Annotated in this window: 15 protein-coding genes; 7 read left to right on the forward strand and 8 right to left on the reverse strand. The window is 71.0% G+C overall.

Annotation, left to right across the window (positions count from 1 at the left end):
• Position 1: 1 nt before the first annotated feature.
• Positions 2–490 (forward strand): type II toxin-antitoxin system PemK/MazF family toxin, encoded by a 489-nt coding sequence (locus tag ACFQO7_RS28455; RefSeq protein ID WP_376809254.1) that lies wholly within the window; start codon positions 2–4, stop codon positions 488–490.
• A 10-nt stretch (positions 491–500) separates the two neighbouring features.
• On the opposite strand, the gene ACFQO7_RS28460 is transcribed toward ACFQO7_RS28455, so the two are convergent.
• From ACFQO7_RS28460 to ACFQO7_RS28470, 3 genes are all read right to left on the reverse strand, one after another.
• A complete protein-coding gene (locus ACFQO7_RS28460; protein ID WP_376809255.1) occupies positions 501–1,526 on the reverse strand; it encodes an adenosine deaminase in 1,026 nt (341 codons plus the stop codon).
• Between the two features lie 59 nt (positions 1,527–1,585).
• Positions 1,586–2,386 carry a trans-aconitate 2-methyltransferase gene (locus tag ACFQO7_RS28465; protein ID WP_376809256.1) on the reverse strand — a complete coding sequence of 267 codons (801 nt, stop codon included), beginning with the start codon at positions 2,384–2,386 and terminating at the stop codon, positions 1,586–1,588.
• Positions 2,387–2,636: 250 nt separating this feature from the next.
• The gene (locus ACFQO7_RS28470; RefSeq protein WP_120320032.1) at positions 2,637–2,840 is read right to left on the reverse strand and encodes a cold-shock protein; all 204 of its coding nucleotides are present in this window, start codon (positions 2,838–2,840) and stop codon (positions 2,637–2,639) included.
• Between the two features lie 337 nt (positions 2,841–3,177).
• Here ACFQO7_RS28470 and ACFQO7_RS28475 point away from each other — a divergent pair, with 337 nt between their 5' ends.
• The 3 genes from ACFQO7_RS28475 to ACFQO7_RS28485 all read left to right on the forward strand — a co-directional run bounded on the left by ACFQO7_RS28475 (position 3,178) and on the right by ACFQO7_RS28485 (position 6,594).
• Positions 3,178–4,524 (forward strand): ABC transporter substrate-binding protein, encoded by a 1,347-nt coding sequence (locus ACFQO7_RS28475; protein ID WP_376809257.1) that lies wholly within the window; start codon positions 3,178–3,180, stop codon positions 4,522–4,524.
• A gap of 91 nt (positions 4,525–4,615) precedes the next feature.
• Entirely contained in the window at positions 4,616–5,635 is a 1,020-nt protein-coding gene (locus tag ACFQO7_RS28480; RefSeq protein ID WP_376809258.1) for a carbohydrate ABC transporter permease, read from the forward strand.
• On the forward strand, positions 5,635–6,594 hold the full coding sequence (locus tag ACFQO7_RS28485) for a carbohydrate ABC transporter permease (RefSeq protein WP_376809259.1): 960 nt from the start codon (positions 5,635–5,637) through the stop codon (positions 6,592–6,594). Before ACFQO7_RS28480 ends, ACFQO7_RS28485 begins: the two co-directional genes overlap by 1 nt.
• Before the next feature lie 110 nt (positions 6,595–6,704).
• Here the strand turns inward: ACFQO7_RS28485 and ACFQO7_RS28490 are convergent, their stop codons facing one another.
• Positions 6,705–7,460 (reverse strand): SDR family NAD(P)-dependent oxidoreductase, encoded by a 756-nt coding sequence (locus ACFQO7_RS28490; protein WP_376809260.1) that lies wholly within the window; start codon positions 7,458–7,460, stop codon positions 6,705–6,707.
• A gap of 193 nt (positions 7,461–7,653) precedes the next feature.
• Here ACFQO7_RS28490 and ACFQO7_RS28495 point away from each other — a divergent pair, with 193 nt between their 5' ends.
• Complete coding sequence (locus tag ACFQO7_RS28495; protein ID WP_376809261.1) at positions 7,654–8,250, forward strand: GNAT family N-acetyltransferase; 597 nt, start codon at positions 7,654–7,656, stop codon at positions 8,248–8,250.
• A gap of 767 nt (positions 8,251–9,017) precedes the next feature.
• The gene (locus ACFQO7_RS28500; protein WP_376809262.1) at positions 9,018–10,367 is read left to right on the forward strand and encodes a GH1 family beta-glucosidase; all 1,350 of its coding nucleotides are present in this window, start codon (positions 9,018–9,020) and stop codon (positions 10,365–10,367) included.
• A 100-nt stretch (positions 10,368–10,467) separates the two neighbouring features.
• Here the strand turns inward: ACFQO7_RS28500 and ACFQO7_RS28505 are convergent, their stop codons facing one another.
• The 3 genes from ACFQO7_RS28505 to ACFQO7_RS28515 form a co-directional block, all read right to left on the reverse strand.
• Positions 10,468–11,856 carry a serine/threonine-protein kinase gene (locus ACFQO7_RS28505; RefSeq protein ID WP_376809263.1) on the reverse strand — a complete coding sequence of 463 codons (1,389 nt, stop codon included), beginning with the start codon at positions 11,854–11,856 and terminating at the stop codon, positions 10,468–10,470.
• A gap of 110 nt (positions 11,857–11,966) precedes the next feature.
• Positions 11,967–12,878, reverse strand: coding sequence for a Gfo/Idh/MocA family protein (locus tag ACFQO7_RS28510; RefSeq protein ID WP_376809285.1), 912 nt, complete (start codon positions 12,876–12,878; stop codon positions 11,967–11,969).
• Between the two features lie 34 nt (positions 12,879–12,912).
• Positions 12,913–13,440 (reverse strand): hypothetical protein, encoded by a 528-nt coding sequence (locus ACFQO7_RS28515; RefSeq protein WP_376809264.1) that lies wholly within the window; start codon positions 13,438–13,440, stop codon positions 12,913–12,915.
• A 313-nt stretch (positions 13,441–13,753) separates the two neighbouring features.
• Between ACFQO7_RS28515 and ACFQO7_RS28520 the strand changes: the two genes are divergently transcribed.
• The gene (locus tag ACFQO7_RS28520) at positions 13,754–14,887 is read left to right on the forward strand and encodes a lytic polysaccharide monooxygenase auxiliary activity family 9 protein (protein WP_376809265.1); all 1,134 of its coding nucleotides are present in this window, start codon (positions 13,754–13,756) and stop codon (positions 14,885–14,887) included.
• Positions 14,888–14,942: 55 nt separating this feature from the next.
• Here ACFQO7_RS28520 and ACFQO7_RS28525 read toward each other — a convergent pair whose 3' ends face one another.
• On the reverse strand, positions 14,943–15,557 hold the full coding sequence (locus tag ACFQO7_RS28525; RefSeq protein ID WP_376809266.1) for a hypothetical protein: 615 nt from the start codon (positions 15,555–15,557) through the stop codon (positions 14,943–14,945).
• Positions 15,558–15,578: the final 21 nt, after the last annotated feature.

Here is a 15,578-nt window from a genome sequence, read left to right on the forward strand (position 1 = left end):
CATGTGGCTGTTCCTGACCCTGTTCTCGGTCACCGTGCTGGCGCTCGCGATCTGGTGGCGGTGGCGCAAGACGTCGCGCCCCGCGGCCGGTCCCACCCGCCCGGCGGGCAAGCGCCCCACCGGCAAGCGGCCGCCGGGGCGGCCCACCGCGCCGAAGAAGACGCCGGCGCCCGCGGGCGGGCCGCAACCCGGGGAGATCTGGTGGGCCGACGTGCCCTACGAGGACGGCACCGGGTCGAAGGTGCGGCCGTGTGTGGTGCTGCGGGTCAAGCGCGGGGCGTTCGAGATCCTGAAGATCACGAGCCAGGACCAGAGCCACCGCAGCGACCACATCGAGATCCCCACCAAGGGTTGGGACGCCGACGCGGACCACAACAGCTTCCTGGATCTCAGCGACCCGATCACGGTCACGACGGACGCGTTCTCCAACCGCGCCGGCACCCTCGACCCCGCCACCTGGCGCAAGGTCAGAACCCTGCACCAGGTGTGACGCACCCGGGTCAGGCGGTGGCGGTGTAGGCGTCGATCTCGGCGAGGAGGGTGGACTTGACCTGGTCGGACGCGAAGGAATGGCGTACGCCCTGGCGGGCCAGTTCGGCCACGCCCGCGGCGTCGAGGTCGAGCAGCCGGGCGGCGACCAGGTACTCGTTGTTCAGCGTGGTGCCGAACATCGGCGGGTCGTCGGAGTTGATGCTGACCGGCACGCCCGCGGCCACGATCGCGGCGAGCGGGTGCTCGGCCAGGTCCGCCACCGCCCGGGTGCGCAGGTTCGAGGTCGGGCACACCTCCAGCGGGATGCCGTGCTCACCGAGGTACGCCAGCAGTTCGGGGTCCTGCGCGGCGTGGATCCCGTGGCCGATGCGCTCCGCGCCGAGTTCGCGGATCGCGTCCCAGACGGTCTGCGCGCCGGTGGTCTCCCCCGCGTGCGGGACGCTGCGCAGCCCGGCCGCGCGGGCCTGGTCGAAGTACGGCTTGAACTGCGGCCGGGGCACGCCGATCTCGGGGCCGCCGAGGCCGAAGCTGATCAGGCCGTCCGGGCGCCGGTCGAGCGCGATGCGCAGGGTCTGCTCGGCTGAGGCCAGGCCGGCCTCGCCGGGGATGTCGAAGCACCACCGCAGCACCAGGCCGAGTTCCTTCTCGGCGGCGATCCGCGCGTCCTCGATGGCCTCGCAGAACGCCTCGGCCGGGATGCCCCGGTTGACGCTGGAGTACGGCGTCACGGTCAGCTCGGCGTAGCGCACCTGCTGCGCGGCCAGGTCCTGGGCGACGCCGTAGGTCAGCGTGCGCACGTCCTCGGCGTCGCGGATCAGGTCCACCACACTCAGGTAGACCTCGATGAAGTGCGCGAAGTCGGTGAAGGTGAAGTACTCGGCGAGCAGCGCGGGGTCGGCCGGGACCGGGCTGCGGCCCTCGTGCCGGGCGGCCAGCTCGGCCACGATGCGCGGGGAGGCCGAACCCACGTGGTGCACGTGCAGCTCGGCCTTGGGCAGCCCCGCCACGAAACTCGCAAGATCGTCCTTAGCCATGCCGGAACCTTACCTTCCTGCGCCCGCCCGACAGCCCCGCGGCGACGCGGCACCTCGGGTCAGCCGGTCGTGGCGACCCGGTGGCCGACCGCGAAGACGCGGCGGAACGGGAAGTCGACCACGCCGCCGTCGGCGGGATAGGCCTCGGCGAGCAGCGGCTCCAGCTCGGCGTTGTACTGCTCCCATGCGCCGGGTTCACCGGCCAGCGCGGCCCGCACCGGACGCAGCGCGGTGCCGGTGAGCCAGGTGAGCACCGGATGCGGGCCGCCGGTGACGGGCAGCTGGTGCACGTACGTGGTCTCCCAGGTGTCGGCGGCGCAGCCGGCGGCGCGCAGCAGTCCGGCGTACGCCTGCGGGCCGGGCACCGAGCGCGGCTGCTCGGCGATGTGCCCGAGCCGCGCCGACCAGCGTGATGATGCACACAGCTCCCGCAGCGCCTGGTGGGCGGGGGCGTCGTGGTTGCCGGGGACCTGCAGCGCGAGCCAGCCGCCCGGACGCAGCGCCCGCGCCCACCGGCCGACCAGCTCCTCCTGGCCGGGCACCCACTGCAGGACCGCGTTGGTGACGAGCACGTCCACCTCCGGTCCCGGCAGGTAATCCCGCACGTCACCGACCCGGTAGGCCACCGGCCCGGGGCCGCCCTGGTCCGCCAGCGCCTTCTCGATCATCTCCGGCGACGAGTCGATGCCGCTGACCTGCGCCTGCGGCCAGCGCGCGGTCAGCGTGGCGGTGAGGTTGCCGGGCCCGCAGCCCAGGTCGACGACCTGCCCCGGCCGCTCGGCCGCCACCCGGGCCACCAGGTCGTGGAAGGGCCGGGCGCGATCGTCGGCGAAGCGCAGGTAGGTCTCGGGGTTCCACATGACGGGCCTCCAGCTTGCAAACCGTACGTACGTCTTGGTTTGACGGTAGCGTGCCGCCCAGGAATTCCGCAAGCAGATGCGCCGAACAGCATCGAGCCCCGCATACAGGGCATGATGCGGGGCTCGATGGGCTTTCCGCCGGGCTGACGCCACGCGACGGAATGACGAACGGGCCGGTGCAGCACCGGCCCGTTCAGGTCAGACGAGCGCCGCCGGAGCACGTGGCTCCGGTGGCGTCACCTTGGGAAGATCAGAGCGGGCGAACCGCGTCGGCCTGCGGGCCCTTGGCGCCCTGGACGATCTCGAACTCGACGCGCTGGTTCTCCTCGAGGCTGCGGAAGCCGCTGGCCTGGATCGCGGAGAAGTGCACGAAGACGTCAGCGCCACCACCGTCGACGGAGATGAAGCCGAAGCCCTTGTCGGCGTTGAACCACTTAACGGTTCCCTGAGCCATTTTCACCATTTCCTTGCACAAACTGAACCGCGCCGCACACCTCGTGCGGGGGCTGGCCACTGAGTAGCGGCAACCGGCGGTCCTCACTTCTCAGGGAGGGCAACGCGAGCAGACCACGTACACAAAAACCAGGGGCCAGTGTAGCCCACAACGCGAAGCCGTGGGGAACCGGATGATCGTCATTACAGGTTCCGGGGTGGTTTCCGAATCGTTACGAACCTTACTGTTGTCAGCGCTGGACAGTTCGAGACCGAAAGCGCTTGCATGGCTTGCGTCACCTTGCGGTAGTCCGGTACCACGGGGCTGCGCTCCGACAAGCTCACGAGGAGGAAACTCCATGGCATCCCACAGACAGCGGCGTCTGCTCGCCTTCTCCGGTGCGGTCGTTCTGGCTCTCACCGTCGCGGCCTGCGGCGGCAAGTCCGAACCCACTTCCGAGGGCAAGCTCGACACCCCCGAATGCGCCGCCTACAAGGACTACACCGGCATCTCCGGTGAGACCGTCACCATCTACGCGTCCATCCGTGACGCCGAGGCGGTCCTGCTGGAGAAGTCCTGGAAGCCGTTCGCCGACTGCACCGGCGTGAAGATCGAGTACGAGGGCAGCGGCGAGTTCGAGGCGCAGCTGAAGGTCCGCGTCGAGGGCGGCGACGCGCCCGACCTGGCCTTCATCCCGCAGCCGGGTCTGCTGGAGTTCTTCGCCAAGGGCGGCAAGCTCAAGGCCGCCGGCGACAAGACCAAGGCCATGGCCACCCAGAACTTCTCCCCCGACTGGCTCAAGTACGGCACGGTCAACGGCACCCTGTACGGCGCCCCGCTGGGCGCGAACGTGAAGTCGTTCGTCTGGTACTCGCCCTCCCTGTTCAAGGAGAAGGGCTGGACCGTCCCGACCACCTGGGACGAGATGATCGCACTCAGCGACAAGATGGTCGCCGCCGGCATCAAGCCGTGGTGCGCGGGCATCGGCTCGCAGGACGCGACCGGCTGGCCGGCCACCGACTGGATCGAGGACGTGCTGCTGCGCGAGCAGGGCCCGGACGTGTACGACCAGTGGGTCACCCACGCCATCCCGTTCAACGACCCGAAGATCGTCTCGGCGACCGACCGGGTGGGCTCGATCCTGAAGAACGAGAAGTACGTCAACGGCGGCATCGGTGGCGTGAAGTCCATCGCCACCACCACCTTCCAGGACGGCGGCCTGCCGGTCGTCCAGAAGAAGTGCGGCATGCACCGCCAGGCCTCGTTCTACGCCAACCAGTGGCCGCAGGGCACCAAGGTGGCCGAGGACGGCGACGCGTTCGCCTTCTACCTGCCGCCGATCGACCCGGCCAAGGGCAAGCCGGTGCTGGGCGGCGGCGAGTTCGTCGGCGCGTTCACCGACACCCCGGCCGTGCAGGCGGTGCAGACCTACCTGGCCAGCGCCGACTGGGCCAACAGCCGCGCCAAGCTGAACAACTGGATCTCCGCCAACAAGGGTCTGGACGTGGCGAACGTGGCCAACCCGATCGACAAGGTGGCGGTCGGCATCTTGCAGGACAGCGGCGCGGTCTTCCGCTTCGACGGCTCGGACCTGATGCCCGCCGCCGTCGGCGCGAACTCCTTCTGGAAGGGCATGACCAACTGGATCAACGGCACCGACACCAAGGCCACCCTCGACTTCATCGAGGGCACCTGGCCCAAGTGAGCCGGTAGTTGATCTATCTACGCCGTGTGGGTCCCGGTCCGGGGCTCACACGGCGTAGTCTTCCTCCCGACCGGTCCCCGAGGAGACATGCGTGAACTTCGACTTCACCGCCGAAGCCCCGAAGTTGATGATGCTGCTGTACGGCGTCATCGCCTTCGCCGCTGTGGTGGGCCTGTTGCTGCTGGTGCTGGACGTGCTGCCGGCGCGCAAGGACCGTTGGATCGCCCTGGGGCTGCTCGCCCCGGCCGGGCTGCTGCTGACGGTCGGGCTGGTCGTGCCGGCCATCCGGACCATCATCCTGTCCTTCATGAACGCGGGCTCCGACGAGTTCGTGGGCCTGGACAACTTCCTCTGGATCTTCACGGACAAGAACTCGGGGATGCTGCCCGACTTCGGCGCCACCCCCGTGCAGTACGGCGTACTGCTGAGCACTCTGCTCTGGGTGCTGCTGGTGCCGACCGTCTCCACCGCCGTGGGCCTGGTCTACGCGGTCATGGTGGACCGCTCCCGGTTCGAGTCGCTGGCCAAGTCGCTGGTCTTCATGCCGATGGCCATCTCGTTCGTCGGCGCGGGCATCATCTGGAAGTTCGTCTACGAGTACCGCCAGGAGGGTTCCGACCAGATCGGCCTGCTCAACCAGCTCGTCGTCGCGATGGGCGGCACGCCGCAGCAGTGGCTGCTGGACGGGCCGTGGAACACGCTGTTCCTGATCGTGGTGCTGGTCTGGATCCAGGCCGGCTTCGCCATGGTGGTGCTCTCGGCGGCGATCAAGGCGATCCCCGCCGACATCGTCGAGGCCGCCCGCATCGACGGCGTGACGCCGGGGCAGATGTTCTGGCGCGTCACCATCCCGAGCATCCGCCCGGCCCTGGTCGTCGTGCTGGTCACCATCTCCATCGGCACCCTGAAGGTCTTCGACATCGTGCGCACCATGACCGGCGGCCAGTTCGGCACCAGCGTGGTCGCCAATGAGATGTACACGTACTCGTTCCGGGCCGACGAGAGGGGCAAGGGCGCCGCGCTGGCGGTGCTGCTGTTCCTGTTCGTCATCCCCATCGTGATCTACCAGGTGCGCCTGATGCGCCGCCGTCGGCTGGAGGGGGCTCGCTGATGAGCACTGGCACCGAGACCGTTCTCGCCGCACCCGACGCCGAGGTTCCGCCCACCGTGGCGGGGCGGGTGCGCAAGAAGCTGACCAGCCGTACCGCCAGCGCCGTCTCGCTGGTGATCGCGCTGCTGTGGACCGTGCCCACGCTCGGGGTGCTGATCTCGTCGATCCGCCCGGAGAACGAGATCAAGTCCAACGGCTGGTGGAACTTCTTCAGCAATCCCCAGTTCACCCTGGAGAACTACGAGCAGGTGCTGTTCGGATCGCGGTCCGCCTCCGGCGGGCTGGCCGGCTACTTCGTCAACTCGCTGGTCATCACGATCCCGTCGGTGCTGTTCCCGCTGGCGTTCTGCGCGCTGGCCGCGTACGCCCTGGCGTGGACCCGGTTCCGCGGCCGCGACTGGGTGTACATCGGCATCTTCGCCCTGCAGATCGTGCCGCTGCAGATGGCGCTGATCCCGCTGCTGTCGTTCTTCAACTACGGCGTCTCGCTGGGCGGCGTGCAGCTGCTGCCCGCCTGGGACCTCGACGGCCCGGCCAAGTTCATCACGGTCTGGTTCGCCCATACCTGCTTCGCCCTGCCGCTGGGCATCTTCCTGCTGCACAACTTCATGGCGGAGCTGCCCGGCGACCTGGTCGAGGCGGCCAAGGTGGACGGCGCGACGCACTCCAAGATCTTCCGCTCGATCATCCTGCCGCTGATCGTGCCCGCGCTGGCCTCGTTCGCCATCTTCCAGTTCCTGTGGGTCTGGAACGACCTGCTGGTGGCCCTGATCTTCGCGGGTGGCCCGAAGAACGCCCCGCTCACGGTCCGCCTGGCCGAACTGGCCGGCAACCGCGGCAACGAATGGCAACGCCTCACCGCCGCCGCCTTCGTCTCGATCATCGTCCCGCTGACGGTCTTCCTCTCCCTGCAGCGCTACTTCGTCCGCGGCCTGCTGGCCGGCAGCGTCAAGGGCTGAACCCCAAGGAAGGGCACCTTCACAACGCTCCGCGTTGCAGAAGGTGCCCTTCCTGACATCTGCCGCGCGTGGCCAGGACGGATGGCATGGCGCGCGAGTGGTCGGCGCGGTCAGCGGCCGAGCACCGAGCCGCCGTTGACGTTGATGATCTGGCCGGTCACGTAGCCGCCCGACTCCCCCGCCAGCCAGCACACCGCGTCCGCGATGTCCTGCGGCCGGCCGGCCCGGCCGACCAGGGTCTGCGCCACCCGCGCGGCGTGGCCCTGCGGCGTCATCCGGCCGGCGAAGAACTCCGTCTCGGCGATGTAACCGGGTGAGACCACGTTGGCGGTCACGCCGTCCGGCCCCAGCTGCGCCGCCAGGTCCAGCACCCAGCCGTGCAGCGCGGCCTTGGCGGCCGAGTACGGCCCGCCGCCGCCGCGCTGGGCCGCGATCGAGCTCAGCAGCACCACCCGGCCGCCGGGGCGGCGCAGCAGCGGCAGCAGCTCCTCGGTGAGCAGCACGGCGGTGAGCACGTTGGCCTCGAAGGTGGCCCGCCACTGGTCGGCCACCGCGGCCAGCCCGTCGCCGTCGCGGCCGACGTACCCGCCCGCGTTGTTCACCAGCACGTCCACGGCCTGCCCGGCCAGCGCCTCGGCGACACGTCCGGCCCCCGCCGGCTCGCCGAGATCGGCGGCGACCACCGTCACCGCCGCCCCGGTCGCCGCGCGGATGCCTGCCGCGGCCCGGTCGAGCACGTCCGGCCGCCGTCCGATCGCGACGACGTCGTGTCCCCGCGCGGCCAATGCCAGCGCGGTCGCCGACCCGATCCCGGTCCCCGCCCCGCTGACCACCGCCAGCGGCCTGTTCTCCCCATGATCAGTCATGCGGCGACCCTATCGCCAGGAACGTCACCGCACCGGGCCCGCGCCTCGCCCCTTGCCACCGGCCCACCCATGCCCGTCGGCCCGCCAGTTTCCGGGAAAGTGCACGAATCACCTCCCGGATTCGCCCACTTTCCCGGAAACTGCAGATGATCACACGTGGCAGGCGGGCAGGAGATGCGGCAGGATGCCGGACGTGAATGACATTCGCGTCGCCGTACCCGCTGATCTGCCGGCCCTGTCCACCACCCTGGCCGAGGCCTTCGGCGACGACCCGGTGTGGTGCTGGATGGTCCCGCCGCGCGGCCGGCACGCCCGGCTGGAGCGCATCTTCGGGGCCCTGCTGCGGTATGCGATCCCGCGCGGCCACGTCTACACCGTCGCCGACCGGCAGGCGGTCACCATGTGGGCCCCGCCGCGCGAGTGGAAGCTGCCCACACCCGCAGTCGTCCGGGCGGCCCTGCCGCTGCTGCGCGCCACCGGAGCCCGGCTGCCCCGGCTGCTGGGCCGGATGGGCGAGATCGACCGCCTGCACGAGCAGCAGCCCGCCGAGCACTGGTATCTGGAGTTCATCGGCACCACCGTCGCCGCGCGCGGGACCGGCCTGGGCTCGGCGCTGCTGGCCGACGCGCTGACCCGGTTCGACGCCGCCGGGCTGCCGGTCTACCTGGAGTCGTCCAACGAACGCAATCTGAGCTTCTACCGGCGCCACGGCTTCACCGTGACCGGGCAGCCGCCGATGCGCTCCGGACCGCCACAGTGGACGCTGTGGCGCGATCCCGCCGCGTCCTGACGCCCTCTCCGCCCCACCTCGTCCGGTCCGGGACGGCCGGACGCGGCGGCGGTCGGCCCCCTTCCCGGACCCGGTCCGGCACCCGCCGCGGGGGGTGCCCGGACCGGTCCGCGCCGCCCGGCCGAGGCCGTCCACGGCGCTCGTTCGTGTCAATGTGGAAACACGCCCGACACATCGACGCCCGACCCGTGGGAGCGCTTCCGCAGGTCGGGGCCGATTCGGTTACCAGGCAAGGATTTCCTGGTGGTTGCCTACAGATTCTGGGGCGATGAAGGGTCTTCCCCTCCGGCTCAGATGTCGCTATCGTTCCAACAAACGTCCATGGGAACGCTTCCACGGATGTTCATCAATGTAAGAATTCGTCCCGTCGATGGCCCGCCCGGACGCCATCGCCGGCCGCTCCCAGAGGCGGTCGGTCGCCGATCTCCCTACGACCGGCGACCGACCTCCCTCCGGGTGCCGGAGAGGAGGTGAAGCTCGCGACTACGTCGCGTGCCAACGGCTCCCGCGCGTCACGCTGCCTCGTGACCCTGCCGCTCGGCAGACACAGGGCGTGAGCACCCGATGGGGGCGGGGACTGCCCTTCCCCGTCCCCATACCAAACGGCATTCTCCGCCTCAGCGCCCAGCAGCACCAGACTTGCGCCACATATGCGAAAGTCTTAACACCACATCTCCACCCGTCACCGGGATGAGGACAACTGTACCTGATCATGGGAGCGTTCCCATCCATGATCAGTCCTTATCCCAGTATTTGAGGAGCACCGCATGCCAGGTCATCCGTCGCCCACCTCGATGGGGCTGCAGTTCCCCGAGGGCTTCATCTGGGGCGCCGCGACGTCGGCCTACCAGATCGAGGGCGCCGCCGCCATCGACGGCCGCGGACCGTCCGTCTGGGACACGTTCGCCAAGACTCCGGGGCGCGTGCGCAACGGTGAGACCGGCGACGTCGCCATCGACCACTACCACCGCTGGTCCACCGACCTCGACCTCATCAAGGAGCTGGGCCTGCGGTCGTACCGCTTCTCCATCTCCTGGCCCCGTGTCGTCCCCGGCGGCAGCGGCCCCGTCAACCGCAAGGGCCTGGACTTCTACCGCCGGCTGGTGGACGGACTGCACGCGCGCGGCATCACCCCGATGGTCACCCTGTACCACTGGGACACCCCGCAGGAGCTGCAGGACATCGGCGGCTGGGAGAACCGCGACACCGCCTACCGCTTCGCCGAGTACGCCGCCGTGCTGGCCGAGGCCCTCGGCGACGCCGTGCCCAACTGGCTCACCCTCAACGAACCCAAGACCGTCGTGCAGAACGGCTACCTCTACGGTTCGCACGCCCCCGGCAAGCGCGACGAGGCCGCCGCGTACGTGGTGGCCCACCACCAGCTGCTGGGACACGGCCTCGCGGTGCAGGCGATGCGCCCGCACCTGAGCCCGCAGACCCGGATCGGCCCCGCGCTGAACCTGCACCCGTGCTACCCCGCCGACGACACCCCCGAGGCCCAGCAGGCCACCGTGCTGTACGACGGCTACGAGAACCGCCTGTACCTCGACCCGATCCTGAAGGGCCACTACCCGCAGGACGTGCTCGACGACGTGGCCCGCTTCTCGCCGATGCAGCAGCACATCAAGGACGGCGACCTGGAGGTCATCTCGTCGCCGGTGGAGCTGCTCGCCGTGCAGTACTACTGCCCCATCTACGTCACCGGCGCCGGTGAGACGGTGCGCAAGCACCCCACCAGCGAGGCGTTCTGGCAGCAGATCTACCCCGAGGGCATGTACGACATCCTGACCCGGATCAAGAAGGACTACGGCGACATCGCCCTGACCATCACCGAGAACGGGCTGCCCTGCAAGGACGTGCTGGACGCCGACGGCACGGTGCAGGACACCGGCCGCATCGTGTTCCTGCGCGACCACTTCGCCGCCACGCACCGGGCCATCACCGACGGGGTGAACCTGGAGAGCTACCACGTGTGGTCGCTGATGGACAACTTCGAGTGGCAGGAAGGCTACGACGAGCGCTGGGGCCTGGTCTACATCGACTACGCCTCCCAGCAGCGCACGCCCAAGGCCAGCGCGCACTGGTACCGCGAGGTGATCCGCGCCAACGGCCTGTAGAGCCTCCCCGGCGGTGGGTGACCCACGCGTCCGCGCCGCCGGGTGACTGGGCCGGGCGACCTTTCGAGGTCGCCCGGCCCGTAGCTTTTTCCAGCCCTGATCAGGCCGCCAGGGCCCGCCCCAGCGCCGCGATGTCGCCGTGCAGCCGCTCGCCGACCGCGTAGTCCAGCGTGCCCTCGCCGACCCGCTGGTCGATCTTCAGATGGGCCGCCTGCACCTGCTCGGCCAGCACCGCGCCCTTCGGTCTGGCCTGCACCAGGTTGTTCACGGTGTTGCGCAGGTCGGTCGCGACGTCGACCCGCACCTTGCCGTCGTTGAAGGCGTCGTCGACCGTCTTCAGCGCGGCGTCCTGCGCCTGCTTGACGCTGAGGACCGGGGCTGCCGAAGGGCCGGTCGTCGGCCCGGCCGGGGTGGACGGGCCCGGCGTCGGCCTGGTCCCGGTCGCGGCCGGGGACGCCGCGGGCGTCGTGGCGGGCGCGGCGGACGGACTGCCCGACGCGGGCTGTGTGCCGAACCCGGGGGTGCTCGCGGGCGTCGTGCCGACCGCCTGGCCCGGATCGTCCGGGGAGTCGCGCAGGGGCAGCGTCCAGGCCAGCACCCCGAGCACCGCGACCCCGGCCGCGACCGCCGCCACCGGCAGCATCCGCCGGGGAGCGCGGACCAGCGCCGCCCGCAGCACCCGGGTCGCCTCGGCCTGCGTCGGGCGCGCCGCGGGTTCGCGGCTCAGCGCCGAGGTCACCAGCGCCACCACGGAGCGGGGCAGCTCGGCGACGTCCGGCGGCACCACCGGGCCGTGGTCGGCGGCGACGTCGTCCCAGCCGCGCACCCGGAACGGCGGGCGGCCGGTCAGCATCTCGTACAGCACCACACCCAGCGCGTACACGTCCGTGGCCGACTCGGCGGGCATGCCGTCCAACCGCTCGGGGGCGACGTACGCCGGGGTGCCGAAGCTGGCGCCGGTGCTGTCGTCGTCGGGCTCGCCGATGCGGGCCGCGATGCCGAAGTCGAGGACGGTGACCTGCTCGCCGTGCACCATCACGTTGTCCGGGGTGATGTCGCGGTGCACCACGCCCCGGCGGTGCGCCACCTCCAGCACCGCGGCGATGCGCGCACCGACACGCACCGCCTCCCGCCAGGGCAACGCGCCCAGCGCGATCCGGTCCGCCAGCGGCTCACCGGCCACCAGCTGGAGCACGATGAGCGCGATCTCCTGGCCGTCCGGGGTGCTGGTGCGCACGAAGTCGTGCACCCCGGCCACGTCCGGGTGGTTGAGGCGGGCCACCGCCCACGCCTCGCGCCGGGCCAGTTCGCGCAGCCGCTCGTCGCCGGACAGGCGCGGGTCGAGCACCTTCAGTGCCACCAGGCGGTCGAGCGTCTCGTCCCGGGCCCGCCAGATGACCGCCATGCCACCGACGCCGATCCGGTCGATCAGTCGGTACCGCTCGACCAACAGGTCGCCGGCGCGCAGTGGATAGGCGTACTCGGTCATGAACGGCACGTTGCTGCATGATCCGCTGCGGTGTCAACGGTTGCCCGGACACGATTCCGGATCGCTTGAACGATCCAGCTCCCACCTGGTCCGGGACCTGCCGGCCCCGGTCACCGCAGGGCGACCGTGCGTCCCTCCTGTTGGGACAGCTGAGCCGCCTCCAGCACGGCCACCACCTCGCGGGCGAAGCGCACGTCGCACGGATGCGCCGGGCCGCCCTCGCCCGCGTGGCGGACTTCGGCGAGCAGCTCGTCGATCGCGCGGCCGAAGTTGGCCACCGGGTCGCCGGAGCCGCCGGGCAGGTCCAGCACGCCGGCCTCGCCGTGCAGCTGGTACTCGAACAGCAGCGCGGTCGGCGGGGCGTCCAGGGTGAGCATCAGCACGCTGACCGCGCCGCTGTCGTGCCGGGCCAGCACGTGGCTGGTGGCGTGCGCCCCGGCCAGCGAGGTCACCTCGGTCACCGGGCCGAGCACGGGCAGCAGCCGCGACAGCGCGTGCGGGCCGATGTCCCACAGCCCGCCGTGCACCTTGCGCCAGGCCGAGCCGCTGTACGGGCCGCCCTGCGCGAAGATCGAGGCATACATGGTGACGCGGGCCGAGCTCCAGCCGCCCGCGGCGGAGGCCTGCTCCAGGGCTTGGACGACGTCCGGGTCGAAGCGCGAGGTGAAGAAGACGACGCTGGCCACGCCGGTCTCCGCGACAGCCTCGACGACGCGGTCGGCGTCGGCGGTGGTCAGCGCCAGCGGCTTGTCCAGCAGCAGGTGGCGGCCCGCGCGGGCGGCCCGCTCCGCGATCGGCGCCTGCACGTCGGGCGGCAGCGCGACCGCGATCGCGTCCACGTCGGCGATCAGCGCGTCGACGTCGTCGTAGGGCCGGACGCCCAGCCGCGACGCGAGCGCGGCGGCCTTGGCCGGGTCACGCCCCCACACGCCGACGAGCTCGGCCTCGGGGTGGGCCACCAGTGCCGCGCCCTGGGTCTGCTCCGCCCAGTAGCCCGTGCCGAACAATCCGAATCGCATGATGATCAGCCTAGTCGCCCGGCGGGGCGGCCCCGCCTCAGGCCTTGGCGATCTCGTCGACGTACTGCCGCTGCAGGGCGGTGGGCAGGCTCGCGTCGTGGAATCCGCCGAAGGCCCAGGCTTCGTACTGGTCGGGCAGCATCGCCTTGACCCGGTCGGGATAACCGAGCCCCGCCTCGGCGATGCGCACCTGCGGCGGGTCGGTCAGCTCGACGACGACCGGGCCGGAGATGCGGGCCGCGAAGTCCCACGGCTGGCCGGGTTCGCCGGCGGCGCAGAAGAAGTACGCGTACACCACCCGCACGTCCTGCACCCGCCGCGCGTCGGCGGGCTCCATGCCCATGGTCTCGGCGGTGCACAGCACCGTGTCCTCGGCGGCGACGTCGTGGCCGTGCTGGTGGTGCTCGGCCGGGGACGACTCGGCCAGGATCGCCGCGACGCGCTCGGCCAGCGTGTCCTTCAGGTCCACCGGCCCGGCCACCGCGAACAGCCCGGCCACCAGCACGAGCGCCAGCAGCTCGGGCAGCAGCCACCAGGCGTTGCGGCGCACCGCGGTCATCGACACGGGCACATGCTCGCACCCGCGATAGCACGGCGCAACCATTGCCGACGCGGTTGATCACATGGTGGAATGTCGATGCCGTGGTGCTGCGAGGGCAGCCGTGAGCGCACCCGGCCAGTGCGCGAGCCGCGCCGACGCGATGGACCGTCCTCGACCCCTGTCCTCGGCCCACCGTGGCCGCGGCAGGGGTGATCCCGCATCCGCAGCGCGGCTCGTCCCGTCCACTCCGTGTCCCCGTAGTCCGCCGTCCCGGCGGGCCGCGGGATCCTCCACACCGGAGCGGCGGCGCGTGCCCGTGCTGGAAAGGACAGCACACATGAACAAGCTGAAGGCCGCCGCTCTGGCGGCGGCCGCCACGCTCGCCGCCGGCCTCGCCATCACGATGATCAACCCTGGCTCCGCGGCGGCGCACGGCGCGCTGCTCACCCCGGGCAGCCGCACCTACCTGTGCTACCTGGACGGCAAGTCCAGCACCGGTGAGGTCAAGCCGACCAACGGGGCCTGCCAGAACGCGGCGGCCGTGGGCGGCACCCAGCCGTTCTACGACTGGTTCGGCGTGCTGCGCTCCGACGGGCAGGGCCGCACCCGCGGCTTCATCCCCGACGGCGCGCTGTGCAGCGGCGGCTACACCAAGTACGCCGGCTTCGACGCGCCGCGCAGCGACTGGCCGCTGACCCACCTCACCTCCGGCGCCGCCCACAGCTGGCGCTACAGCAACTGGGCCGCCCACCCGGGCTGGTTCTACCTGTACATCACCAAGGACGGCTACAACCCCAACCAGGCGCTCACCTGGGCAGACATGGAGGAGCAGCCGTTCCTGAGCGTCGACCACCCGCCGATGTCGGGGCCCGCCCCGGACGGCTACTACTACTGGAACGGCAACCTGCCCTCGGGCAAGTCCGGCCGGCATGTCATCTACTCCGTCTGGAAGCGCTCGGACAGCCAGGAGACCTTCTACGGCTGCTCGGACGTCATCTTCGACGGCGGCAACGGCCAGGTGACCGGCATCAACAACCCGCCGACCACCCCGTCGCCGATCCCGTCGGCGTCGCCGTCGCGGTCGGCTTCTCCGTCGCCGAGCGCCGCCTCACCGCGGCCGAGCAGCCCGGCGCCGTCGACGCCCGGACCCGCGACGCCGTCCGTCCCGCCGGGCGCCTGCTCGGCGACGTACACCCAGATCGGCAGCTGGAACAACGGCTTCCAGGGCGAGGTCAAGGTGACCGCGGGCGGCACCGCGATCAGCGGCTGGACGGTCAAGGCCACCTGGGCCAACGGCCAGAGCGTGAACCAGAGCTGGAGCAGCACCTACACCAACGCCACCGGCTCCACCACGTTCAAGAACGTGTCCTGGAACGGCAGCCTCGGCTCGGGTGGCAGCATCACGTTCGGATTCCTGGGCAACCACAGCGGGACCAACAACCCGCCGACGCTGACCTGCACGAGTCCGTGACGTTCTGCTGACCGGTGGCGCCCCGTCCCGCGGGGCGCCACCGGTCACGTTCGGCTCAGGGCCGCACCGGCGTCCCGTACTTCTGGACCACCTCGAACGGCGTCTGCGGGAACCACTCGGTCTCCCCCGCTGGCAGACAGTTCAGTTCGACGCTCTCGCCGAGGCCGTCGCAGTGCTGCGCGGACAGCACGATGGACACGGCGAACGTGTGCGTGCCCGCGCGCAGCGGCTTGAGCACGGGCGACGGGAAGCCCGAGAACGGCAGGCCGTCCGCGCCCACGAGGGTCCGCAACACCTCGGGCCCCGCGGTGACGACCCGCTCCCGGTCGGTGCCGCCGTCGACCACGTACGTCGCGCTGGTGAACTTGGCGTTGAAGTCGTCGATCGGAGCGGGCAGCTCGGGCACGTACCCGGCCGGGTAGACGGCCCCGGCCGGGCCGGCGGCCGTGGTCCACGACGGCGTCGCCACCACGAACGGCTTGCCTTCGCGCACGCTGCGGCAGGTCGGCGGGCCGACGATGCGCTCCTTGATGCCGTAGAGCTGGTTGATGTTCTCGCCCAAGGGCGAGACGCAGTCGTGGCCGGGCGGCGGGGCGGCCTGCGCGGCACCGGACAGGACCGTCGCCAACGCGGCGCCGGCCAGGGCGGCGAACATTCGCCATGGTCTCATCGAGACCGCCTTTGCTCTCGA

Origin of the sequence: Catellatospora aurea (assembly GCF_042663325.1) — a bacterium.
In the GTDB taxonomy this organism is placed as follows: Bacteria; Actinomycetota; Actinomycetes; order Mycobacteriales; family Micromonosporaceae; genus Catellatospora; species Catellatospora aurea.